Origin of the sequence: Serratia sp. CY84636 (assembly GCF_052166245.1) — a bacterium.
In the GTDB taxonomy this organism is placed as follows: domain Bacteria; phylum Pseudomonadota; class Gammaproteobacteria; order Enterobacterales; family Enterobacteriaceae; genus Serratia; species Serratia nevei.
The window spans coordinates 226,462-247,437 of the sequence record NZ_JBJNOX010000002.1; the positions used below are offsets into that span (position 1 = coordinate 226,462).

A 20,976-nucleotide genomic window follows, 5' to 3' on the forward strand; every position below is an offset into this window, starting at 1 on the left:
CATGGGTAAAATTCTTAAGATTCCTCCTAAACAGCGGCGAAACGGCCGTTTTCCCGCATTTTTGGTCCCCTTGTCTTATTGCGGGCCCTCAAATCATTGTGCAGACTTTACCTCGTTTACAGACGGCGCGTCGCGCACGCCGTAAACCGGGATACCGCAAGCCGCCCATGCGCAAAATAATAAGCGCGGTGCAGCCGGTCACAGACCCCGGACAAAATGCGTGGTAACACTTTCAGGAGGTTTCCTGTGAACAAGTCAATGTTAGCCGGTGTTGGGATTGGTATCGCTGCCGCTCTGGGGATTGCCGCGGTAGCCAGCCTGGACGTCTTTTCTGCCGGTCCGCAGTACGCGCAGGTGCTCGCCGCAACGCCGATTAAAGAAACCATCAAAACGCCACGTCAGGAATGCCGCAACGTCACCGTTACGCACCGTGCGCCGGTGCAGGATGAAAACCGCATCGCCGGTTCTGTGCTGGGCGCAGTGGCGGGCGGCGTGATCGGCCACCAGTTCGGCGGCGGTCGCGGGCGCGACGTGGCGACCGTGGTCGGCGCGCTGGGCGGCGGCTATGCCGGCAACCAGGTGCAAGGGGCGATGCAGAACAACGACGTCAGCACCAGCGTTCAGCAGCGTTGCAAAACGGTCTACGACAAGTCTCAGAAAATGCTGGGTTATGACGTGACCTACAAGATCGGTAATCAGCAAGGCAAGATCCGCATGGATCACGATCCGGGCACGCAAATCCCGTTGGATAAAAACGGCCAGCTGGTGCTGAACAGAGCCTGATCGCCACATTCGAATTAAGCCCGCGGGCAGTGTTAGTTCTGATCGTTTAACCCGGTTAAGCGAGCGGCGTTAACATTGACGCGGGTTTCTGTTTTCTGCCTGCCCAAAAATTTGCGATCGTTCTAATGTCTGCGTGCGATATCACTGGGCAAAACTTCAAAAAAGCCCCCGCGTTTGTTATATTATTGTGCAATTAAGCGGTGTGTTCGGCGCCAATCGCCGCACCGGTAAAACCCGAGTATTTCGTCTCGCAGAGATAACGACATGTTAGATTTTCGCTTTCCGACAGCGTTGCAAATGGTCCTTAGCGTCGCCGTAGCTGAGAAGCAGGGCATGCGTTCGACGAGCGCCACCCTCGCCGCCGCTCTGGAAGCCAACCCCAGCTTTATCCGCAAACTGATGGTCCCGCTGACCAAAGACGGCATCATCGTTTCCACCCTGGGCCGAAACGGCTCTATCCATCTCGGCCGCCCGGCGGAAGAAATCACCCTGCGGGATATCTATCTGGCGGTGATCGACGACAAGCGCATCTGGGCTTCCCGCCCTGAAGTGCCGGCCCGCTGCCTGGTGAGCGCCAACGCCTGCTGGTATTTCAAATCGGTGGTGAACGAGGCCGAGCAGGCTTCGCTTGCGGTGCTGGCGCGCCACACCGTGGCCGATTCGCTGGCCGAACTGGAGCGGGGCGACAAGCGCGCCTGCGCGGAATACGCCGCCGAGCAAGAGGCCGAAGCCGCCGGTAAATAATCGCGGATCGCATGCATAAAAAAGGTCGGGCAATGCCCGACCTTTTTGCATGTTAAGACGATGATTACGCCGTCTGCGGCTGCGCTTTGCGTGCCACCAGGCGCCGCAGGGTGACGTAGAACACCGGCGTCAGGAACAGCCCGAACAGGGTGACCCCCAACATGCCGGAGAACACCGTGATGCCGGTGACGCCACGCACCTCGGCGCCGGCGCCGTGGCCGAGGATCAGCGGGATGGTGCCGGCGATGAAGGCGATGGAGGTCATCACGATCGGCCGCAACCGCAGGCGACAGGCCTCCAGCGCCGCCTCGACGATGCCTTTGCCCTGCATTTCCAGCTCGCGGGCGAACTCGACGATCAGAATGGCGTTTTTGCAGGCCAACCCCATCAGAACGACCAGCCCGACCTGCACGAACACGTTGTTGTCGCCGCCGGTCAGCCACACCCCGAACAGCGCCGACAGCATGGTCATTGGCACGATCAGGATCACCGCCAGCGGCAGCGTCCAGCTCTCATACAGCGCCGCCAGCGCGAGGAACGCCAGCAGCACCGCCACCGGGAATACCACCAGCGCGGCGTTGCCCTGGGTTGATTGTTGGTAGCTCAGATCGGTCCACTGGATATTCATGCCGTTCGGCAACAGCTTGCCGGCCATCTGCGTCAGCGCGCCCATCGCCTGGGTTGAAGAGAGCACGCGCGGATCGGCGTCGCCGATCAGGTCCGCCGCCGGGAAGCCGTTATAACGGATCACCGGATCCGGGCCGTAGGTGGTACCGATGCTGACCATACTGCCGATCGGCACCATTTCGCCCTTGTCGTTGCGGGTGCGCAGGTTGGCGATGTCCTCCACGCTGTCGCGGAACTGGCCGTCGGCCTGCGCCATCACCTTCCAGGTGCGGCCGTAGCGGTTGAAGTCGTTGATGTAAGACGAACCGAGGTAGGTCTGCAGCGTGCTGAACAGCGCATTAAGCGGTACCCCTTGCGCCTTGGCCTTGTCGCGATCGATTTTGGCGTCCAGCTGCGGCACGTTGGCCTGATACGAGGAGATCGGGAACCCCATCCCCGGCGTTTGCATAATGGCGCCGGACATGGTGTTGATCGCCGTTTGCAACGCGCCGTAGCCCAGCCCGGCACGATCCTGCACGTACAGCGAATAGCCGGAGCCTTGGCCAATGCCGAGGATCGGCGGCGGCATGATTGAGAAGGCGAAGCCTTCCTGAATCTGTGAAATGCGCGCGTTGATCTCGGCGTTGATCTGCGCCGCGGTGCGGGTACGGGTGCTCAACGACTCCAGCGCGAAGAACACCGTGCCGGTATTCGGCGTATTGGTGAACTGCAGCGCATTCAGGCCGGGGAAGGCCACCGCATCGGTGACGCCGTCCACGCTCAGGCCGATGGCGCTCATCTTGCGGATCACCGCATCGGTGCGCTCCAGCGAGGCGCCTTCCGGCATCTTAACGCCGCCGATCAGGTACAGCTTGTCCTGCGTCGGGATAAAGCCGCCGGGTACGGTCTTGAACATCACGCCGGCGGCGGCCAGCAGCAGCAGGTAGACGACGAACACCGCGCCGCGCCGGCCCAGCACGCGGGAGACGCCGCGCTGATAGCGTTGCGAGCCGCTGGCGAAGAGGCGGTTGAACGGCCGGAACAGCCAGCCGAACAGCCGGTCAATCAGGCGTGACGGCAGATCTTTCGGCGCACCGTGCGGTTTAAGTAAGCGCGCCGCCAGCGCCGGCGACAGGGTCAGCGAGTTGATGGCGGAGATCACTGTCGAGATGGCGATGGTGACGGCGAACTGCTTGTAGAACTGGCCGGTAACGCCGGAGAGGAACGCCATCGGCACGAACACCGCACACAGCACCACGGCGATGGCGATGATCGGGCCGGAGACCTCGCGCATCGCCTGGTGCGCCGCCGCCAGCGGCGACAGCCCCTCTTCGATATTACGCTCGACGTTTTCCACCACCACGATGGCGTCATCCACCACGATGCCGATCGCCAGCACCAGCCCGAACAGGCTGAGGGTATTGAGCGAGAAGCCCAGCATATACAGCACGGCAAAGGTGCCGACCACGGAGATCGGGACCGCCAGCAGCGGAATGATCGAGGCGCGCCAGGTCTGCAGGAACAGAATGACCACCAGCACCACCAGGATCACCGCTTCCAGCAGGGTATCCACCACCGCGCGGATCGAATCGCGCACGAACACCGTCGGATCGTAAGGCGATTTCCAGCTCATGCCGTCCGGGAAGCGGGTCGCCAGCTCGGCCATCTTGCCGCGCACTGCGTCCGACAGCTCGATGGCGTTGGCGCCCGGCGACTGGAAGATACCGATACCGACCGCATCCTTGTTATTGAGCTGGGCGCGCAGCGCGTAGCTGCCGGAGCCCATTTCGATGCGCGCCACGTCGCGCAGCCGCACGATCTCGCCGTTGTCGCCGCTCTTGAGGATGATGTTGCCGAACTCTTCTTCGGTTTGCAGGCGGCCCTGGGCATTGATCGACAGCAGATAGTCGCTGCGCGTCGGCATCGGCTCCGCGCCGAGCTGGCCGGCGGAGACCTGCACGTTTTGTTCCTGCATGGCGCTCACCACGTCGGAGGCGGTCAGGCCACGCGCGGCGACCTTGTTCGGATCGAGCCAAATGCGCATCGCGTACTCACCGGCGCCGAAGATCTGCACCTGGCCGACGCCCGGCAGACGGGCGAGCTCATCCTTGACCTTCAGGGTGGCGTAGTTACGCAGGTACAGTGAATCGTACTTGCCGGAAGGCGAGACCAGATGCACCACCAGCGTCAGCGCCGGGGACTGCTTCTGGGTGGTGATGCCCTGGCGGCGCACGTCTTCCGGCAGGCGCGCTTCGGCCTGTGCCACGCGGTTTTGCACCTGCACCTGCGCCTGATCGGGATCGGTGCCGGGGCGGAAGGTGACGGTGGTCACCAGCACGCCGTCGGAACCGGCGACCGATTTCATGTACATCATGTTTTCGACACCGTTGATCGCTTCTTCCAGCGGCGTGGCCACCGTTTCAGCGATCTCTTTCGGGTTGGCGCCCGGGTATTCGGCGCGCACCTGCACGCTGGGCGGCACCACGTCCGGGTACTCGCTGATCGGCAGCAGCGGGATGGCGATCGCCCCGGCGACAAAAATCAGGATCGACAGCACCGCGGCAAAGATCGGCCGGTCGATGAAAAAACGGGAAAAGTCCATGGGTCAGAAGTCTCTGCTGGGAGCTTAGTTAAGTGCGGAGGCGATAGGGTTCATGGCGACGGCTTTCGCGTCGACCGGCATGCCCGGCATAAACACTTTCTGCATGCCGTCGACGATCACCCGATCGCCGTTTGCCAACCCTTTCTGCACGATGCGCAATCCTTCGGCCATGCGGCCCACGTCGATGTCGCGGCGCTGCGCCTTGCCGTCTTTATCGACGATGTAAACGAATTTGCGGTTCTGGTCGGTCATCACCGCTTTATCGTCGATCAGCATGGCGTTGAACTCGGCGCTGCCGGGCATCTGTACCCGGGCGAACAGCCCTGGCGTGAAGCGGCGCTCGCGGTTATCGAGCAGGGCGCGCATGCGGATGGTGCCGGTCCCGGCGTTCAGCTGGTTATCGGTGAAATCCACCAGCCCTTGATGCGGGGTGCCGTCTTCGCCTACCAGGCCGACTTTCACCGGCAGGCGCGCGTCGTGCCGGCCCTGCTGCTGATAGCGCAGGAAGGTGGCTTCATCCACGTCGAAATAGACGTAGACCTTGTCGAGCGACACCAGCGTCGTCAGCACGCTGGCGCTGTCGCCGGTGGTGACCAGGTTTCCGGCGGTGATCATTGCGCGGCTGGCGCGCCCGTCAATCGGCGCGGTAACGCGGGTAAAGTCGAGATTCAGCTGCGCCATGTCGAGCTGGGCCTGCGCTGCCAGCACGTTGCTTTGCGCCTGCGCGGCGGACGACCGGCGCTGCTCCCAGACTTCTTGAGAGATGGCCTGAGTGCCGATCAGTTTCTCGGTGCGCGAGGATTCGCTGCGCGCCAGGGCGGCCTGGTTGCGAGCTCGCACTAGCTCCGCCTGCGCCTGTTCGCGTGCGGCGCGGTAGGTGCGATCGTCGATGGTGAACAGCACCTGGCCTTTCTTCACCTCGTCGCCTTCGGTGTAGTTGACCCGCTCGATGTAGCCGGAGACCCGTGGGCGCAGCTGCACGCTTTGCACCGCTTCGATCCGGCCGTTGAAGGCATCCCATTGGCTGATGGGCTTGACCACCACGCTGGCGGCGCTGACCACCGGCGGCGGTGGCGGGGCGTTGTGCGCGACGCTGTTGTCGCACCCGGCGAGCAGGGTGGCCAGCAGCGCCACCCCGGAGAGCCGCTGGCCCAGAGCGACGGCGCGCGTGCGGCCGCCGGCGTTGAACGATGAGTTTGGTTGATTTGCCATTATTTTTATTCCGATAAGTAAGCGCGGTCAGGCCCCATACCCGGCCCTGTTCTCCGGGATTCGCCCCTGCGCCGGCGTGCGGCGAGGGGGCGGCTGCGTCGTGCAGCGGCGCAGCGTTAGGTTTTGAAACACATTGGTGTCACATTAATGTATCAATATCGGTTACATTAATTGGGTGGAGTATAGTGGCGGCTTTCTGGTAAATGCAATAATAAAAATTGCATTTAAAGCGAAACTGTTGCAACGTATGTGCATCGGGCAGAGGGTGACCCTGCCGAATGATGGGAGCATCAGCATGAACACTACGGGCTTTATTACCGATTTGAAGGCGTGGATCGACAACAATCTGGAAGAGAAACTGGATATCAACACTGTGGCGGACCGCGCGGGCTATTCCAAATGGCATCTGCAGCGCATGTTCAAGCGCCAGACCGGCTACGCGCTGGGGGAGTATATCCGCATGCAAAAACTGAAAGTGTCGGCGGAGCGCCTGGCCAACAGCGGCGAGCCTATCGTCAGCGTGGCGATTTCGCTCGGCTTCGACTCACAGCAGTCGTTCAACCGCAGCTTCAAACGCCAGTTTGGCCAAACGCCGGGCGACTGGCGCCGCGCGTTGGCGCAGCCGGCGTCCATGGGGCGCACGCACCACTGAGCGGTTGGGCAGTGGGGATAAAAAAGCCTGAATTTGCGTTCGGGCTTTTTTGTCTCTACCCGTGGGGATTCAAAAGTTGTCGCAACTGCCTGACTTCGCCACCGTGTCGCTGTCGCGGCAGAATATGCGAATCGCCTCGTTGAGGGAGTTTGAACGAGAAGGCGTCCAGTAGTTTTCAATGACCAGGTAGCGAACGGTGTGCTGGCGGGAGTGGAAGCCAAGGACGTCAAATATGCCTTCAATAGCGGCAAGTACAGGGTTTGACGAGTCGATTTCATAACGAATATCGACGATGGCCGCCTCCGGCGCCATCCAGGTGCGATTGGAAAGCGGCGGCACGCGAAACTTGAATGAGGAGTTCGCGGATAGGCGCTGGCCATCAAGCTCTTTAAATTCTGCGGCGGGAACATAACTCTGGTTGCCGCCCGGCAAGGTAATCTGCCCTTTTTCGTCGCGGGTGGCATACACATCCTCGGTGACTTTGTAGATCACTTGCTGGACGTCGGGGGGAATGATGCGGAAGGATTTTACGGTACGATCCGAAGGCGTGTCATTTGTCAGTTGGAACTCATAGGCTCTTCCGACGGATTGAACGAAAGCTAATGAAACGCTGCCGGCGAAGTACTGATAGGCGGCGCCCAATATCGCCACGAGAATCCCCGAGCCTACCAAAAATGCCGATACTTTCGCCAAACGGTTATTCGATTTTTCTTTAACGGGGCCTGTCTTTGGCCGCGGGGCATTGCCTTTCTTCTTACGCGCCACGTTTCTCCCTTGCATTACGCATTGGCCTATCTTTATGAGGGCATTATGGTCGACAGCTTATGCCGCTGTCGAGGGGCCCCTCCCGGCCGGTACGCTATGCATACAAAAAAGCCTGAACTTTCGCTCAGGCTTTCTCGTTAGAATATGGCGGTGAGGGAGGGATTGATTCGCTGCGCTCACCCTGCGGGCCGCCGTTGGCGGTCCAAAACGCAAGCGTTTTGTCGAACCCTGTCGAGGGTTCTCACCCTCCCGGTCGGTGCGTTATGCAAACAAAAAAGCCCGAACTTTCGCTCAGGCTTTCTCGTTAGAATATGGCGGTGAGGGAGGGATTCGAACCCTCGATACACTTTCGCGTATACACACTTTCCAGGCGTGCTCCTTCAGCCACTCGGACACCTCACCATATTTTTTTGTTGCGAAATCATCGCTGCAACGGGGCGCTACTATAGGGAGTGGGGCCGATCCGGTCAAGAATAATTTCTGTGTTTTTGTTCGTCCGCTCAAGCCGTGCGCACTTTGCTGAAAACTGCGGCGAACGGCAGGGCAGATGTCATGAATGGGCGAGAAAATCAGCGGTAAGGTTCAGGGATAGCCGGCGGAAATGGGGATCACTGTCGCAGAGGGGGAAAGATGCTCGCCCCTCTCGGCGGTGCACCATGCAAAAAAAAAGCCTGGACGTGAATCCAGGCTTTCTCTTTGAATTTGGCGGTGAGAGAGGGCTTGATTCGCTGCGCTCACCCTGCGGGCCGCCGTTGGCGGTCCAAAACGCAGGCGTTTTGTCGAACCCTGTCGAGGCTTCTCGCCCCTCTCGGCGGTGCACCATGCAAAAAAAAGCCTGGACGCGAATCCAGGCTTTCTTTTTAAATTTGGCGGTGAGAGAGGGGTTCGAACCCTCGATACACTTTCGCGTATACACACTTTCCAGGCGTGCTCCTTCAGCCACTCAGACACCTCACCGTTTTGTTGTCGAAAACGCGTTGCGCTGTCGACGGGCGCTAATGTAGGAGAATCTGATCTCAGCGTCAACCCTCTTATTTCATTCTCATGACTGTTTAGCCAAACTTGCAGCAATTTGCTGATTTACCGAACGATATTCCCACTCGCGGCCGCCGGCGGGCAGGGCAGGCAGCGGTTGGAATCCATGAAAGACGATTTTTTGACCTTTTTCTGTACAGATAGCTCAATATGTCGACAATGAGATTGGGTTGTTTGCTGTTATATGCATTAATACTGGATTATTAGTCAGATGTGTCGCTAAATGGAATCATGTCGGCGCGGCGTTTTTGGCAAGGAATATCACGACGCCGCGCAGATTGCCGGGTGACAGGCCGGCGATATCGCAGACAGGGACAGACTCATTACATAATAATGCAGTAGAGGTTCGTTTTGACTCCTTCAGATGCCATGCCGGCGCCGCAAGCGCGCCATGCCATTCCCCCCGGTGCGGGGGCGCTGTTCTTCATCCAGATCTTCGCCACGCTCGGCTTCGCCGTGCTTTACTCTACGCTGGTGCTGTACGCCACCAAGCGGCTGGGCTTCAACGAAAGCAGCGCCAACGCCATGATGGGCGTGTTCGGCGCCTTCAACTATGGCCTGCACATGTTCGGCGGTTACCTCGGCGGCCGATTCCTCAGTAACCGCAATCTGTTCGTGCTCGGCATGGTGCTGCAGGTGATCGGCTGCGCGCTGATTGCCGTCGCGGGCGTGTGGGGGTTGTACTGGGGGCTGGCGATGTTCCTGACCGGCAGCGGCCTTAACGTCACCTGCATCAATATGATGCTTACTCAGCGTTTCAAGCCGGACGATGATCGGCGCGAATCGGCGTTCCTGTGGAACTACGCCGGTATGAACCTCGGGTTCTTCGTCGGCTTTACCGTCGCCGGGTATTTCCAACTGACGGAAAACTACCGCGCGCTGTTCCTGTTCGCCACGCTGGGCAACGCGGCGGCGATCATCGTCGCCGTCTGCCGCTGGCGCATTCTGGCGGATCTCAATACCCCGCTGCAGACGCCAGCCGCAGCCAATACCGCTGGCGCATGCTGGTCGGGTTGGCGGTGCTGGTGGCGCTGGTGCCGATTATCCGCGTGATGCTGACCCATGCCGAGTTCAGCGGCCACTTCGTGATCGTGCTCGGCGCGCTGATCTTCCTGATGCTGTGCGTGGTGACGCTGCGCCACCACCCGCGCGATGAGCGCCGCAGAATGGCGGCCTATCTGATCCTGGCGCTGGGCTCGCTGGTGTTTTGGGCGCTGTACCAGCTGGCACCGATGGGGCTGATGCTGTTCTCCGAGCACAACATCAACCTTAACGTTTACGGCATTCAGGTGGCGCCGCAGTGGATCCAGAACATCAACACGCTGGTGATCGTGGTGGGCGGCCCGCTGCTGGCCTGGTGGTTCAACCGCCTGCGCGCTCGCGGTTGCAACATCGACATTCCGCTGCAGTTCTCCGGATCGCTGTTCTGCATCGGTTTGGGCATGCTGGTGCTGCCGCTGGGTATCAGCATGGCGGGCGGCGACGGGCTGGTGGCATTCAAATGGATCGTTATCAGCTATGTGCTGCAAAGCGCCGGTGAATTGATGATCTCGCCGATCGGCTACGCCATGATCGGCAAGCTGGCGCCGCCGCGCTATCAGGGCGTGATGATGGGCTGCTGGATGATGGTGACCGGCGTCGCATCGGTGCTGGCGGGCTACGTCTCCGGCCTGATGCCGGAAAACAGCGGCAGCACGCCGCTGCAAACCAACCCCGGCTACAGCGAAATCTTCAGCGCGCTGGGCTGGGGGGCGACGGGCGTCGGCGTAGCGATGCTGATTTTAATTCCGCTGCTGCGGCGCCTTATCCGGCGCGACGGCCCGGCTGCCGCCTGATTGGCTAACATGCACAACAGCCCCACTGGTCGGGGCTGTTTTTATTTTGGGCTTTAACGCTTGCATCCGGCGGCGAATCGCGGAAGGCTGGAGGAAAACCAATAAAAACAAACGGGAGCCCGCAGTATGAACATCATTTATTACCACCCCTTGTTTAACGCCCAGGAATGGCTGGCCGGCATCAAGCAACGCCTGCCGCAGGCCGAGATCCGCGAGTGGCAGCGTGGCGACGAGCGGCCAGCCGATTACGCGCTGGTGTGGCGCCCGCCGCACGAAATGCTGGCCAACCGCCGCGATCTGAAAGCGGTGTTCGCCCTCGGCGCCGGCGTTGACGCGATCCTCGATCAGGAGCGAAAGCACCCCGGCACGCTGCCCGCTGGCGTGCCGCTGCTGCGGCTGGAGGATACCGGCATGGCGCAGCAGATGCAGGAATATGCGCTGAGCTATGTGCTGCGCTATTTCCGCCGTTTCGACGAGTATCAGGCGCTGCAGCAGCGGCAGGAGTGGCAGCCGCTCGATCCGCACTCGCTGGATGATTTTACCATCGGCATCCTCGGCGCCGGCGTGCTGGGGCAGAGCGTGGCGCGCAAGCTGACCGAGTTTGGCTTTAGCGTGCGCTGCTGGAGCCGCAGCGCCAAACAGATAGATGGCGTGCAAAGCTTCGCCGGGGAGGCGCAGCGCGCGGCCTTCCTCGACGGCGTCAAATTGGTGATCAACCTGCTGCCCAATACGCCGGAGACCGTCGGCATCCTCAACCGCGAGCTGTTCGCGCAGTTGAGCACGGGCGCCTATCTCATCAACATCGCGCGCGGCGCGCATCTGGTGGAGGCCGATCTGCTGGCAGCGCTGGAGCAGGGGCAACTGGCCGCCGCCACGCTGGACGTGTTCGCCCGCGAGCCGCTGCCGCAGGATCACCCGTTCTGGCGTCATCCGCGTGTCACCATTACCCCGCATATTGCTGCCATCACGTTGCCGCAGCAGGCGATGGATCAGATCGCCGCCAACATTCGCGCGCTGGAGGCGGGGCATGCCCCGGCCGGCGTGGTCGACAGGCAGCGGGGTTACTGATCCTTCAGCCGCCGCTCGGTAACTGATAAGCTGTTATCGTCATCGCGCCTGCCCGTACCTTTGCGGGCGGGCCCTCTGGAAGGAGAAACAATGTACCCCGTTGATTTGCATATGCACACCGTCGCCAGCACCCATGCTTACAGCACGCTGCACGATTACATCGCCGAAGCCCAGCAGAAGGGCATCAAGCTGTTCGCCATCACCGATCACGGCCCGGACATGGCCGATGCGCCGCATTACTGGCACTTTATGAACATGCACGTCTGGCCGCGGCGGGTGAATGGCGTGGGCATCTTGCGCGGCATCGAAGCCAACATCAAAAACCTGCAGGGCGACATCGACTGCACCGGCCCGATGTTGACCGCCACCGACGTGATCATCGCCGGTTTCCACGAGCCGGTGTTTGCGCCGCAGGACAAAGCGTCCAATACTGAAGCGATGATCGCCGCGATGGCGCAGGGGGACGTGCATATCATCAGCCACCCCGGCAACCCGCGTTATCCGATCGACATTCCCGCCGTCGCGGCGGCGGCGGCCAAATACGAGGTGGCGCTGGAGCTGAATAACTCGTCGTTCACCCACTCCCGCAAGGGCAGCGAGGCCAACTGCCGGGCGATCGCCGCCGCGGTGCGCGATGCCGGCGGCTGGCTGGCGCTGGGCTCGGATTCGCACGTCGCCTTTTCGCTGGGTAACTTTGAGCACTGCGAGCGCATTATCGAAGAGGTGGGCTTCCCGCAGGAGCGCATTCTCAACGTTAGCCCGCGCCGGTTGCTGGACTTTCTCGAACGGCGCGGCAAGCCGGCGATTGCGGAATTGGCCGATTTGTGACATCGTCCCGGCAAAATTTTCCGTATTGTATAAGGCATTATCATGAATGAGTTTTCCATTGTCTGCCGCGTGCTGGGTACGCTGTTCTACCGTCAGCCGCAGGATCCGCTGCTGGTGCCGCTGTTCGCGCTGATCAAAGAGGGCAAGCTGCAGCAGCACTGGCCGCTGGAGCAGGATGACCTGCTGAAGCGCCTGCAGCAGGGCTGCGACGTCAACCAGTTGGCGACCGACTTCAACGCGATGTTCGTCGGCAGCGAGTGCAGCGTGTCGCCGTTCCGCTCCGACTACGTCGAAGGCGCCAGCGAAGCGGAAGTGCGCACTTTCCTGCAGCAGCGCGGCATGCCGTTGGCGGAGGCGCCGGCTGACCATTTCGGCCAGCTGCTGCTGGCGGCGTCCTGGCTGGAAGATCAGTCGCAGGAAGATGAAGCGCAGGCGCAGATCGCCCTGTTCGACGAGTTCCTGCTGCCGTGGTGCGGCCGCTTCCTCGGCAAAGTGGAAGCGCACGCCACCACCGCTTTCTACCGCACGCTGGCGCTGATGACCCGCGACGCCATCCAGGCGATGCGCGACGAGCTGGCGGAGTACGAGCAGGACGACGAAGCGGGCGACGAAGAAGCGTAACGCCGCAGCTTATCCCGGCGGGCCGCCCGGCCCGCCGATCCGCTAAACACAGGTTTGCATCCCCCAGACGTAAATTGACAAAAGATCCCCTAATCTGGCGGTTTACCGTCGGTTCGGCCGCGCCTGCGCGCCGCGCTTTTTCACGCAAGGGGTAGATGATGAAAAGTAACTGGATGCAGCAGATTCAAACGTTGATCGGGCAGAAGGCCGGCGCGATGGGCGGAGCAGAAGGCATCGGCAAGCTGCTGGCGCCCACGGCGCTGGGCGGCCTGGTCGGCGTGCTGTTGGCCAACAAATCCTCGCGCAAGCTGGTGGGCAAGTTCGGCAAGAATGCGCTGATTGTCGGCGGCAGCGCGGCGGTGGGCGCGGTGTTGTGGAACAAGTACAAGCAGCGGGTGAAGGAGACCCATCAGGGCGAACCGCAGTTCGGTTTGCAAACCACCCCGGTGGATCTGCGCGCCAAACGCCTGGTGCAGGCGCTGGTGTTCGCCGCCAAGAGCGACGGCCATATCGATGCCGACGAGCAGCGCGCCATCGATCACAGCCTGGCGCAGCTGCAGGTGGGGGAGGAGGCGCAGAGCTGGGTGCAGGAAGCGCTCGATCAGCCGCTCAACCCGGAATTGATCGCCCGCAGCGTGCAAAACGAAGACGAGGCGCTGGAGGTTTACTATCTGAGCTGCCTGGTGATCGACGTCGATCACTTTATGGAGCGCGGCTACCTCGATGCGCTGGCGCAGGCGCTGAAGATCCCGGCGGACGTCAAGCAGGGCATCGAGAGCGACGTCAACGAGAAAAAGCGCGAGCTGGCATAGCGCTGCTTGGCAAGCCGGGGGGAATCGTGTCACTCTTGCCGCAATCTATGTAAGCGGATGATTTAGCAATGATGACCCCACCGAAAGCGGAAAAACGCCCTTATCCCATCACCATCCACGGCGACACGCGCGTGGATGACTATTACTGGCTGCGCGACGACGAGCGCGCAGACCGCCAGGTGCTGGACTACCTGCAGGCGGAGAACGCCTACACCGATGCGATGCTGAAACCGCAGCAGGCGCTGCGCGAAACCCTGTACGAAGAGATGGTGGCGCGCATCCCGCAGCAGGAACATTCGGTGCCATACGTGCGCCACGGCTATCGCTATCAGACGCGCTATGAGCCGGGCAACGAATACGCGATTTCCGTGCGCCAGCCGCAGGCCGAGAGCGAGCACTGGGAGGTGCTTATCGACGGCAACCAGCGCGCCGAGAACCACGAGTTTTACACCCTGGGCGGGCTGGACGTCAGCCCCGACAACCAGCGGCTGGGGGTGGCGGAGGATTTCCTGTCGCGCCGCCAGTATGACATTCGCTTCAAGAACCTGACCGACGGCAGCTGGGCGGACGAAGTGCTGGAGAACACCTCCGGCAGCTTCGAGTGGGCCAACGACTCCTCGACGGTGTACTACGTGCGCAAGCACGCCAAGACGCTGTTGCCGTATCAGGTCTATCGTCACGTGGTGGGCAGCGATCCGCAGCAGGACGAGCTGATTTACGAAGAGCGGGACGATACTTTCTACGTCGGGCTGGAGAAGACCACCTCCGAGCGCTTTATCCTGATCCACCTGAGCAGCACCACCACCTCGGAGATCCTGCTGCTGGACGCCGATCGTGCGGACGCTAAGCCGCAGCTGTTCGTGCCGCGCCGCAAGGATCATGAGTACGCCATCGATCACTATCACCAGCATTTCTACATCCGCTCCAACAAGGACGGCAAGAACTTCGGCCTGTACCAAAGCGAACAGGCGGACGAAGCGCAGTGGCAGACGCTGATCGCCCCGCGCGCCGACGTGATGCTGGAGGGCTTCAGCCTGTTCCGCGACTGGCTGGTGGTGGAGGAGCGCAGCGCCGGCCTGACGCTGCTGCGCCAGATCCACTGGCAGAATGGCGAAGAGAAGCGCATCGCCTTCGACGATCCGACTTACACCACCTGGCTGGCGTATAACCCGGATCCGGAGACCGCGCTGCTGCGCTACGGCTATTCATCGATGACCACCCCGACCACGCTGTACGAGCTGAACATGGACAGCGGCGAGCGGACGATGCTCAAACAGCAGGAAGTGAAGAACTTCACGCCGGAAAATTACCGCAGCGAGCGAGTGTGGGTGAAGGCGCGCGACGGCGTCGAGGTGCCGGTCTCGCTGGTGTATCGCCAGGACAGCTTCCAGCGCGGCGCCAACCCGCTGATGGTGTACGGCTACGGCTCCTACGGCAGCAGCATGGATCCAGCATTCAGCGCCAGCCGCCTGAGCCTGCTCGATCGCGGCTTCGTGTTCGTGCTGGCGCACATTCGCGGCGGCGGCGAGCTGGGGCAGCTGTGGTATGAAGACGGCAAGCTGTTCAACAAGCAGAACACCTTCAACGATTTTATCGACGTGACCGAAACGCTGGTCGCCCAGGGATACGGCGACGGCAAGCGGGTGTTCGCCATGGGCGGCAGCGCCGGCGGCCTGCTGATGGGCGCGGTGATCAACCAGGCGCCGCAGCTGTTCCACGGCGTGGTGGCGCAGGTGCCGTTCGTCGACGTGGTGACCACCATGTTGGACGAGTCGATCCCGCTGACCACCGGCGAATACGACGAGTGGGGCAACCCGAACGAGCAGGCCTATTACGACTACATCAAGCAGTACAGCCCGTACGATCAGGTGAAGGCGCAGGCATATCCGCATCTGCTGGTGACCACCGGCCTGCACGATTCGCAGGTGCAGTATTGGGAGCCGGCCAAGTGGGTGGCCAAGCTGCGCGAACTGAAAACCGACGATCGGCAGCTGCTGCTGTATACCGACATGGATGCCGGCCACGGCGGCAAGTCCGGGCGCTTCAAGGCCTATGAGGATATTGCGCTGGAGTACGCCTTCATTCTGGCGCTGGCGGAGTAACGGCATTCGGCGGGCGGCCTCTGTGCCGCCCGCCGTGTTAGCCAATCAGATAGTATTTCAGCGTGTGCTTCATGTCCGGGCTCAGATCGTCGATGGATTTCAGCATCCAGCGCAGATAGCCGGGATCTTCCTGGGCGATGCGATCGATCTCCTGCCCGCGATACTTGCCGAATTTGAACTTCTTCAGCAGCACCGGTTGTTCGGTGATCTGCACCATTTGCTCCGGCGTCCAGCCCGAATCCTTGATGATGCGTTGCAGCAGCGCGGCGGTGACATAGCAGTCATACAGCGCGCGGTGCGGGTACAGCGTGGCGTCCGCCGGTAGCTGCACATCCAGGTTCAGCGCATAGCGCAGATACTGGTTGCCGTACTTGATGTCCGGATACAGCGTGCGCGCCAGCTTGAGGGTACAGATCCAGGCGCCGTTCATCTCCGGCAGCACGCCGCGATCGAAAGCGGCGTTGTGCGCCACGTAGTAAGGGCTGCCCTGATAGCGGCCGATCGCCACCGCGATGCGCGGTTTACCTTCCACCATTTGTTCGGTGATGTGATGAATCGCCATCGCGTCGAGGCTGATGGGGCGATCCGGGCTGACCAGATCGCTCATCGGGTTGGTTAACTGACCGTCGAGCAGATCGAGGGAGGCCACTTCTACCACGCCGCCGTCCAGCCCGCAGGTCTCGGTATCTATTACGCGTAACGTCATGTTTTCCTCCGCGTTGCCGTCAGGCTTCAGCTTAACCGGCACAGGCGGCCGTGCCAACCGCCCCCTCGCTACAGGCAATAAAAAACCCGCCTTGGCGGGTTTAATGACGGATGGAAGGACGCTTACTCACCAGACGGATGCGCTTTTTTGGCGCGTTTCTCCGCACGTTTCTCAGCTGGGGTTTTCAACGGCTTCTTCTTCGCATTCTTTTTGCTATCCATTCCCTTACTCATGATGGCCTCTCGTTACCTATGATTGGGTGGCTTGCTCAGCCATTAACCGCCTAAAGCCAAGAGGATGCAAGCGGCAAAGTGCAGGTTTAGGTTAACCGACTGTTTGTGCATGAAATTTTGTTTTTGGATGACCGGGTGCTAAAAATAAATATTATGTTATAATATTACACTTTTGGTGTTGGGAGAGCGCAATGACAGTCATGACGTTACCGGATGCGCAGCAACTGCTGGCCATGCCGGATTCTGATTATATGAACTCGGTTCAACGGGCGTTTTTCCGCCAACGGTTGCAGGACGAGCGGCAAAAGCTGCTGCTGCACATCGATGAGCTGAAAAAAGAGATCGACGGCGGCGAAGCGACGGGCGATGAAGCCGACAAGGCGGCGCGCGAAGAGGATCTGCGCCTGCTGTTCCGCCAGTTGGATCGCGAAAGCCGCCTGCTGCCGAAAATCGATGCGGCGCTGGCGCGATTGCAGAACGGCGAGTACGGCTACTGCCGGGAAACCGGCGAACCTATCGGGCTGGCGCGTCTGCTGCTGCGCCCGACGGCGGAGCTGAGCATCGAGGCGAAAACCGCACAGGAGATGCGTGAGCCGCATATGCGTAAAGGCGGGTAAGGTTTCAGCCGCCTAGCGTATCCACCAAGAGATCGAGAAAGCGCCTGACGCGGGGTTCCAGCAGGCGCTTATTCGGATAGAGCGCCACAATCCTGACTTCTTCACCCTCCACGGCGCGCAGCACCTGCTGCAGACGACCGGTGGCCAAATCCTCCGCAATCATAAACTCCGGCAGATACGCGATGCCCAACCCGGCCAAAGCGGCATCGTGCAGCGCTTCTCCGCTGTCCAGCCGCAGGCGGCCGCGAACTGGGGCCTTGACCCATTCGCCGAGCTCGTCACGCAACCGCCAGGGCTGTTTTTGGTTGCGGCTGCTGAACAGCAGAGCCTCGTGCCCGGCGAGCGACTCAACGGTATGCGGTTCGCCACGGGCGGCGAGGTAGGCGGGGGAGGCGCACAGCAGGGCGCGATACCTAGCGAGGGTTCTGGACACCAGCCGGGTATCCGGCGCCGTGACGCCGATCCGTACTGCCAAATCAAACCCTTCTTCCACGACATCCGCCAGGCGATCGGAAAAACTGATCTCCACCTGCACCTCAGGCCAGGCGACGAGAAATTTCGGCACCAGCGGCAACAGGATCCGTCTGCCGAAGGCGGAAGGGGCGGTCAACCGCAGCACTCCGCGTGCGGTGCCCTTGTCGCCAGCCACGCTGGCCTCGGCATCGTCGACCGAAGCGAGGATCTGCAGGCCACGTCGATAAAACTCTCGTCCCTCGTTGGTCAGGCCAAGCGAACGCGTGGTGCGATGCAACAGCCGCACGCTCAGCCGCTGCTCCAGACGCGCGATGGCCTTGCCCGCCGCCGAACGCGATAGCCCCATCGTCTGTCCGCCGGCGACAAAACTGCCGGCGTCGACGACGGCCATGAAAACCTGAATGTCATTGAGATTCGCCCGTAGCATGCTGCCCTCCGAGAACCGGTGAAAAGACAATAAATTTAACATATTCAATATATTAAATGCATCTTTAACGTCGTTTCAGTGACGACATCCATTCGCCAATCAAACGATTATAGTCGTCATGGAAACGATAAACGGTTGGAGAAACAGCATGAAAAATGGCATCACGCACTACCACCACGGGGTCATTTGGGAAGAGGAGAATGGCGTGTCCCAAGGCTATCGCGTCAAGGATACCCTCTACATCTCGGGGCAGTTTTCCCATGATATGCAGGGGGAGTTTGTCGGCGCGGGCGATATCGAACGGCAAACCCAACAGACGTTGGACAATCTGGATCGGGTATTGGAGGGATTCGGTGCCGAACGTTCGAACCTGGCGTATGTGGAGATCTACCTGACCGATGTACTGGCGTACTTTGAACCGTGCGTTGCGTTGTTCAAGCGCTATGTCGGCGATCACCGGCCCGCCGGTTCGCTGATCGGCGTCACCGGGTTGGCTTCGCCCGATCAATTGGTGGAGATCAGTGCGATCGCGCACCTTAACTGATCGGGCCTGTGGGCATTTTGCAGGCAGGTCGTTGCGATTTTGAGCAAACGCGCGCCGAGTTCTCGGCGCGCGTTCGAGTTTTCGGGTTTTACCGTTGACCTGCCGGGCGGCTTCCGCTTTGATGAAAGCATGACTCACAGAGAGACGGAAAGCGCCATGGAACAATTACGAGGTTTGTACCCGCCGTTAGCAGCATACGACAGCGGTTGGCTGGACACTGGGGATGGCCACCGGATCTACTGGGAGCTGAGCGGCAACCCGAACGGTAAACCGGCGGTCTTCATTCACGGCGGGCCGGGCGGCGGCATCTCCCCGCATCATCGTCAGCTGTTCGATCCGGAACGCTACAAGGTGCTGCTGTTCGATCAGCGCGGCTGTGGCCGCTCCCGTCCGCACGCCAGCCTGGACAACAACACCACCTGGCATTTGGTGGCCGATATCGAGCGGCTGCGCGACATGGCCGGCGTCGATCAATGGCTGGTGTTCGGCGGTTCCTGGGGATCGACGCTGGCGCTCGCCTATGCGCAGACCCACCCGGAGCGCGTCAGTGAAATGGTGCTGCGCGGCATCTTCACCCTGCGTAAGCAGGAACTGCATTGGTATTACCAGGACGGCGCGTCACGCTTCTTCCCGGACAAATGGGCGCGCGTGCTGTCCATTCTGTCGGATGACGAGCGTAAAGACGTGATCGCCGCCTACCGGCAGCGACTGACCTCGGCCGATCCGCAGGTGCAGCTCGAAGCGGCCAAGCTGTGGAGCGTGTGGGAAGGGGAGACGGTGACGCTGTTGCCGAGCCGCGAATCCGCTTCGTTCGGTGAGGATGATTTCGCCCTGGCGTTCGCCCGCATTGAAAACCACTATTTCACCCATTTGGGCTTCCTGGAGAGTGATGACCAGCTGCTGCGCAACGTGCCGCTGATCCGCCATATTCCGGCGGTGATCGTCCACGGCCGCTATGACATGGCCTGCCAGGTGCAGAACGCCTGGGATCTGGCCAAGGCCTGGCCGGAAGCGGAACTGCATATCGTGGAAGGAGCGGGGCATTCGTTTGATGAGCCGGGCATCTTGCACCAGCTGATGATCGCCACCGACCGGTTCGCCGGCAAGTGACGTAAAAAACCCGCCGTTACGGCGGGTTTTTTGTTATTTGACCTTTGGCTCGTAAGGCAGGCGCGAAAACCTGTGGGATTCCGCGCGGTAGTGCGCCACGCGCTCGCGAAAATAGTCGCGCAGCGCTTCCGGCTGCTCACGCTCCACCACTTCCGGGATCACCGGCATGTTGTAGCGCTCTTTGTACGCCACGCCTGAGGCGGCGAGATCCACGTTCACCCGGTCCATCTCTTCTTTAGACAGCTCGGCCAGATTGTAACCCACGCTATGCTCCTTACTTACTTTGCCGCTTTGAACCTGCGCAGAAGGTAATCCACCCGGCGGCGCTTGGCAAGCCCGTTGCGCCGCTGCTGCGGGCGATATTTGTCCGGGAGTAATGCAATCTATTTATTCTTTTAAATAAGAATGATTCGCTTTTTGATTAAAATAAAAGATGAAAATAATTATCATGTTAATTCTCAATGTGGTGTTGATATTTTAATTCATTGATATATATGATTTTTATAATTAATGTGATTTGAGTGTAAATAAGGTGTTTTTATTTTTACGGCAGCAGGGCATAATGCGCGGAAATTAAATTCATGACCTGCAAAATAAAAGGAATCATTATGCTGACGCAAGAAATGACTCAAAAGCTGAATGAGCAACTGAATCTGGAGTTCTACTCCGCCAACCTGTACCTGCAGATGAGCGCATGGTGCAGCGATAAAGGCTTTGAAGGCGCCGCCGCATTTCTTAAAGAGCACTCTCAGGAAGAGATGCAGCATATGCAACGTCTGTTCGACTACCTGAGCGACACCGGCTCTCTGCCGCTGCTGGGCACCATCGCCGCGCCGCCGGTGTCGTTCGAATCGCTGGCGGACGTGTTCCAGCAGACCTACGAACACGAACAGCTGATCACCCGTCAGATCAACGAACTGGCGCACGCCGCTATGACCGCACACGATTACTCCACCTTCAATTTCCTGCAGTGGTACGTGGCGGAGCAGCACGAAGAAGAGAAACTGTTCAAATCCGTGCTGGATAAGCTGGCGCTGGTGGGCACCAGCGGCAAAGGCCTGTTCTTCATCGACAAAGATCTGAAGAAAATGGGCGCGATGGGCCAGGGCGGCAACGGCCAGGCTTAATCCGCATCAGAACACCGAAAAACCGCGCGCGGGCGAGCCTGACGCGCGGTTTTTTTTACCCTGCGTTTATCGC

General features: G+C 60.4%; 18 protein-coding genes, 2 tRNA genes, 1 other RNA gene and 1 pseudogene. 13 read left to right on the forward strand and 9 right to left on the reverse strand.

What is annotated here, in order from left to right; translation table 11 throughout:
* Nucleotides 1–246: 246 nt before the first annotated feature.
* Together ACJ8QI_RS05525 and ACJ8QI_RS05530 are read left to right on the forward strand one after the other, a co-directional pair.
* Complete coding sequence (locus ACJ8QI_RS05525) at nucleotides 247–783, forward strand: glycine zipper 2TM domain-containing protein (RefSeq protein ID WP_168166356.1); 537 nt, start codon at nucleotides 247–249, stop codon at nucleotides 781–783.
* 264 nt (nucleotides 784–1,047) lie between these two features.
* Nucleotides 1,048–1,527, forward strand: a complete 480-nt coding sequence (locus tag ACJ8QI_RS05530) for an RrF2 family transcriptional regulator (protein ID WP_015377469.1) — start codon at nucleotides 1,048–1,050, stop codon at nucleotides 1,525–1,527.
* A gap of 64 nt (nucleotides 1,528–1,591) precedes the next feature.
* Here the strand turns inward: ACJ8QI_RS05530 and sdeB are convergent, their stop codons facing one another.
* Nucleotides 1,592–4,735 (reverse strand): multidrug efflux RND transporter permease subunit SdeB, encoded by a 3,144-nt coding sequence (gene sdeB / locus ACJ8QI_RS05535; RefSeq protein WP_442532185.1) that lies wholly within the window; start codon nucleotides 4,733–4,735, stop codon nucleotides 1,592–1,594.
* Between the two features lie 24 nt (nucleotides 4,736–4,759).
* Complete coding sequence (gene sdeA / locus ACJ8QI_RS05540) at nucleotides 4,760–5,947, reverse strand: multidrug efflux RND transporter periplasmic adaptor subunit SdeA (RefSeq protein ID WP_442532186.1); 1,188 nt, start codon at nucleotides 5,945–5,947, stop codon at nucleotides 4,760–4,762.
* 295 nt (nucleotides 5,948–6,242) lie between these two features.
* Between sdeA and ACJ8QI_RS05545 the strand changes: the two genes are divergently transcribed.
* Nucleotides 6,243–6,599, forward strand: a complete 357-nt coding sequence (locus ACJ8QI_RS05545) for a helix-turn-helix domain-containing protein (RefSeq protein ID WP_004928813.1) — start codon at nucleotides 6,243–6,245, stop codon at nucleotides 6,597–6,599.
* 69 nt (nucleotides 6,600–6,668) lie between these two features.
* On the opposite strand, the gene ACJ8QI_RS05550 is transcribed toward ACJ8QI_RS05545, so the two are convergent.
* The 4 genes from ACJ8QI_RS05550 to ACJ8QI_RS05565 all read right to left on the reverse strand — a co-directional run bounded on the left by ACJ8QI_RS05550 (nucleotide 6,669) and on the right by ACJ8QI_RS05565 (nucleotide 8,321).
* Nucleotides 6,669–7,364 (reverse strand): hypothetical protein, encoded by a 696-nt coding sequence (locus ACJ8QI_RS05550; RefSeq protein WP_127554731.1) that lies wholly within the window; start codon nucleotides 7,362–7,364, stop codon nucleotides 6,669–6,671.
* A gap of 145 nt (nucleotides 7,365–7,509) precedes the next feature.
* A non-coding RNA gene (locus ACJ8QI_RS05555) (RtT sRNA) lies at nucleotides 7,510–7,629 on the reverse strand.
* 47 nt (nucleotides 7,630–7,676) lie between these two features.
* Nucleotides 7,677–7,766, reverse strand: a tRNA-Ser gene (locus tag ACJ8QI_RS05560).
* A gap of 465 nt (nucleotides 7,767–8,231) precedes the next feature.
* Nucleotides 8,232–8,321: transfer RNA gene (locus ACJ8QI_RS05565), tRNA-Ser, on the reverse strand.
* A gap of 447 nt (nucleotides 8,322–8,768) precedes the next feature.
* Between ACJ8QI_RS05565 and ACJ8QI_RS05570 the strand changes: the two are divergent.
* The 6 genes and pseudogenes from ACJ8QI_RS05570 (at nucleotide 8,769) to ACJ8QI_RS05595 (ending at nucleotide 15,665) form a co-directional block, all read left to right on the forward strand.
* A pseudogene (locus ACJ8QI_RS05570) lies at nucleotides 8,769–10,234 on the forward strand (peptide MFS transporter).
* Between the two features lie 126 nt (nucleotides 10,235–10,360).
* Nucleotides 10,361–11,302, forward strand: a complete 942-nt coding sequence (gene ghrA / locus ACJ8QI_RS05575; RefSeq protein WP_060419491.1) for a glyoxylate/hydroxypyruvate reductase GhrA — start codon at nucleotides 10,361–10,363, stop codon at nucleotides 11,300–11,302.
* A 90-nt stretch (nucleotides 11,303–11,392) separates the two neighbouring features.
* On the forward strand, nucleotides 11,393–12,130 hold the full coding sequence (locus tag ACJ8QI_RS05580; RefSeq protein ID WP_004928821.1) for a phosphatase: 738 nt from the start codon (nucleotides 11,393–11,395) through the stop codon (nucleotides 12,128–12,130).
* 42 nt (nucleotides 12,131–12,172) lie between these two features.
* Nucleotides 12,173–12,751, forward strand: coding sequence for a TorD/DmsD family molecular chaperone (locus ACJ8QI_RS05585; protein ID WP_038875853.1), 579 nt, complete (start codon nucleotides 12,173–12,175; stop codon nucleotides 12,749–12,751).
* A 158-nt stretch (nucleotides 12,752–12,909) separates the two neighbouring features.
* Entirely contained in the window at nucleotides 12,910–13,563 is a 654-nt protein-coding gene (locus ACJ8QI_RS05590; RefSeq protein ID WP_060440713.1) for a tellurite resistance TerB family protein, read from the forward strand.
* A gap of 68 nt (nucleotides 13,564–13,631) precedes the next feature.
* Nucleotides 13,632–15,665, forward strand: coding sequence for a S9 family peptidase (locus ACJ8QI_RS05595; RefSeq protein ID WP_442532187.1), 2,034 nt, complete (start codon nucleotides 13,632–13,634; stop codon nucleotides 15,663–15,665).
* A gap of 37 nt (nucleotides 15,666–15,702) precedes the next feature.
* Here ACJ8QI_RS05595 and exoX read toward each other — a convergent pair whose 3' ends face one another.
* A complete protein-coding gene (exoX, locus tag ACJ8QI_RS05600; RefSeq protein WP_004928833.1) occupies nucleotides 15,703–16,371 on the reverse strand; it encodes an exodeoxyribonuclease X in 669 nt (222 codons plus the stop codon).
* Nucleotides 16,372–16,795: 424 nt separating this feature from the next.
* Here exoX and dksA point away from each other — a divergent pair, with 424 nt between their 5' ends.
* Complete coding sequence (gene dksA, locus ACJ8QI_RS05605; protein ID WP_049270193.1) at nucleotides 16,796–17,221, forward strand: RNA polymerase-binding protein DksA; 426 nt, start codon at nucleotides 16,796–16,798, stop codon at nucleotides 17,219–17,221.
* 4 nt (nucleotides 17,222–17,225) lie between these two features.
* Here dksA and ACJ8QI_RS05610 read toward each other — a convergent pair whose 3' ends face one another.
* Complete coding sequence (locus ACJ8QI_RS05610; RefSeq protein ID WP_442532188.1) at nucleotides 17,226–18,122, reverse strand: LysR family transcriptional regulator; 897 nt, start codon at nucleotides 18,120–18,122, stop codon at nucleotides 17,226–17,228.
* 148 nt (nucleotides 18,123–18,270) lie between these two features.
* Between ACJ8QI_RS05610 and ACJ8QI_RS05615 the strand changes: the two genes are divergently transcribed.
* Nucleotides 18,271–18,666, forward strand: coding sequence for a RidA family protein (locus ACJ8QI_RS05615; protein ID WP_336842904.1), 396 nt, complete (start codon nucleotides 18,271–18,273; stop codon nucleotides 18,664–18,666).
* A 156-nt stretch (nucleotides 18,667–18,822) separates the two neighbouring features.
* Nucleotides 18,823–19,776, forward strand: coding sequence for a prolyl aminopeptidase (pip, locus tag ACJ8QI_RS05620; RefSeq protein WP_038875880.1), 954 nt, complete (start codon nucleotides 18,823–18,825; stop codon nucleotides 19,774–19,776).
* 33 nt (nucleotides 19,777–19,809) lie between these two features.
* Here pip and ACJ8QI_RS05625 read toward each other — a convergent pair whose 3' ends face one another.
* A complete protein-coding gene (locus ACJ8QI_RS05625) occupies nucleotides 19,810–20,040 on the reverse strand; it encodes a DNA polymerase III subunit theta (RefSeq protein ID WP_033638067.1) in 231 nt (76 codons plus the stop codon).
* Between the two features lie 344 nt (nucleotides 20,041–20,384).
* Here ACJ8QI_RS05625 and ftnA point away from each other — a divergent pair, with 344 nt between their 5' ends.
* Nucleotides 20,385–20,903: a non-heme ferritin gene (ftnA, locus tag ACJ8QI_RS05630; RefSeq protein WP_102984835.1), complete on the forward strand. Its 519-nt coding sequence runs from the start codon at nucleotides 20,385–20,387 to the stop codon at nucleotides 20,901–20,903.
* Nucleotides 20,904–20,976: the final 73 nt, after the last annotated feature.

What these genes read in the sequence shown, in the direction of transcription:
- ACJ8QI_RS05530 (WP_015377469.1), top strand. Translation starts at nt 1,048, where the DNA reads ATGTTAGATTTTCGCTTTCCGACAGCGTTGCAAATGGTCCTTAGCGTC.
- sdeB (WP_442532185.1), bottom strand. Translation starts at nt 4,735, where the DNA reads ATGGACTTTTCCCGTTTTTTCATCGACCGGCCGATCTTTGCCGCGGTG.
- sdeA (WP_442532186.1), bottom strand. Translation starts at nt 5,947, where the DNA reads ATGGCAAATCAACCAAACTCATCGTTCAACGCCGGCGGCCGCACGCGC.
- ACJ8QI_RS05545 (WP_004928813.1), top strand. Translation starts at nt 6,243, where the DNA reads ATGAACACTACGGGCTTTATTACCGATTTGAAGGCGTGGATCGACAAC.
- ghrA (WP_060419491.1), top strand. Translation starts at nt 10,361, where the DNA reads ATGAACATCATTTATTACCACCCCTTGTTTAACGCCCAGGAATGGCTG.
- ACJ8QI_RS05580 (WP_004928821.1), top strand. Translation starts at nt 11,393, where the DNA reads ATGTACCCCGTTGATTTGCATATGCACACCGTCGCCAGCACCCATGCT.
- ACJ8QI_RS05585 (WP_038875853.1), top strand. Translation starts at nt 12,173, where the DNA reads ATGAATGAGTTTTCCATTGTCTGCCGCGTGCTGGGTACGCTGTTCTAC.
- ACJ8QI_RS05590 (WP_060440713.1), top strand. Translation starts at nt 12,910, where the DNA reads ATGAAAAGTAACTGGATGCAGCAGATTCAAACGTTGATCGGGCAGAAG.
- ACJ8QI_RS05595 (WP_442532187.1), top strand. Translation starts at nt 13,632, where the DNA reads ATGATGACCCCACCGAAAGCGGAAAAACGCCCTTATCCCATCACCATC.
- exoX (WP_004928833.1), bottom strand. Translation starts at nt 16,371, where the DNA reads ATGACGTTACGCGTAATAGATACCGAGACCTGCGGGCTGGACGGCGGC.
- dksA (WP_049270193.1), top strand. Translation starts at nt 16,796, where the DNA reads ATGACAGTCATGACGTTACCGGATGCGCAGCAACTGCTGGCCATGCCG.
- ACJ8QI_RS05610 (WP_442532188.1), bottom strand. Translation starts at nt 18,122, where the DNA reads ATGCTACGGGCGAATCTCAATGACATTCAGGTTTTCATGGCCGTCGTC.
- ACJ8QI_RS05615 (WP_336842904.1), top strand. Translation starts at nt 18,271, where the DNA reads ATGAAAAATGGCATCACGCACTACCACCACGGGGTCATTTGGGAAGAG.
- pip (WP_038875880.1), top strand. Translation starts at nt 18,823, where the DNA reads ATGGAACAATTACGAGGTTTGTACCCGCCGTTAGCAGCATACGACAGC.
- ftnA (WP_102984835.1), top strand. Translation starts at nt 20,385, where the DNA reads ATGCTGACGCAAGAAATGACTCAAAAGCTGAATGAGCAACTGAATCTG.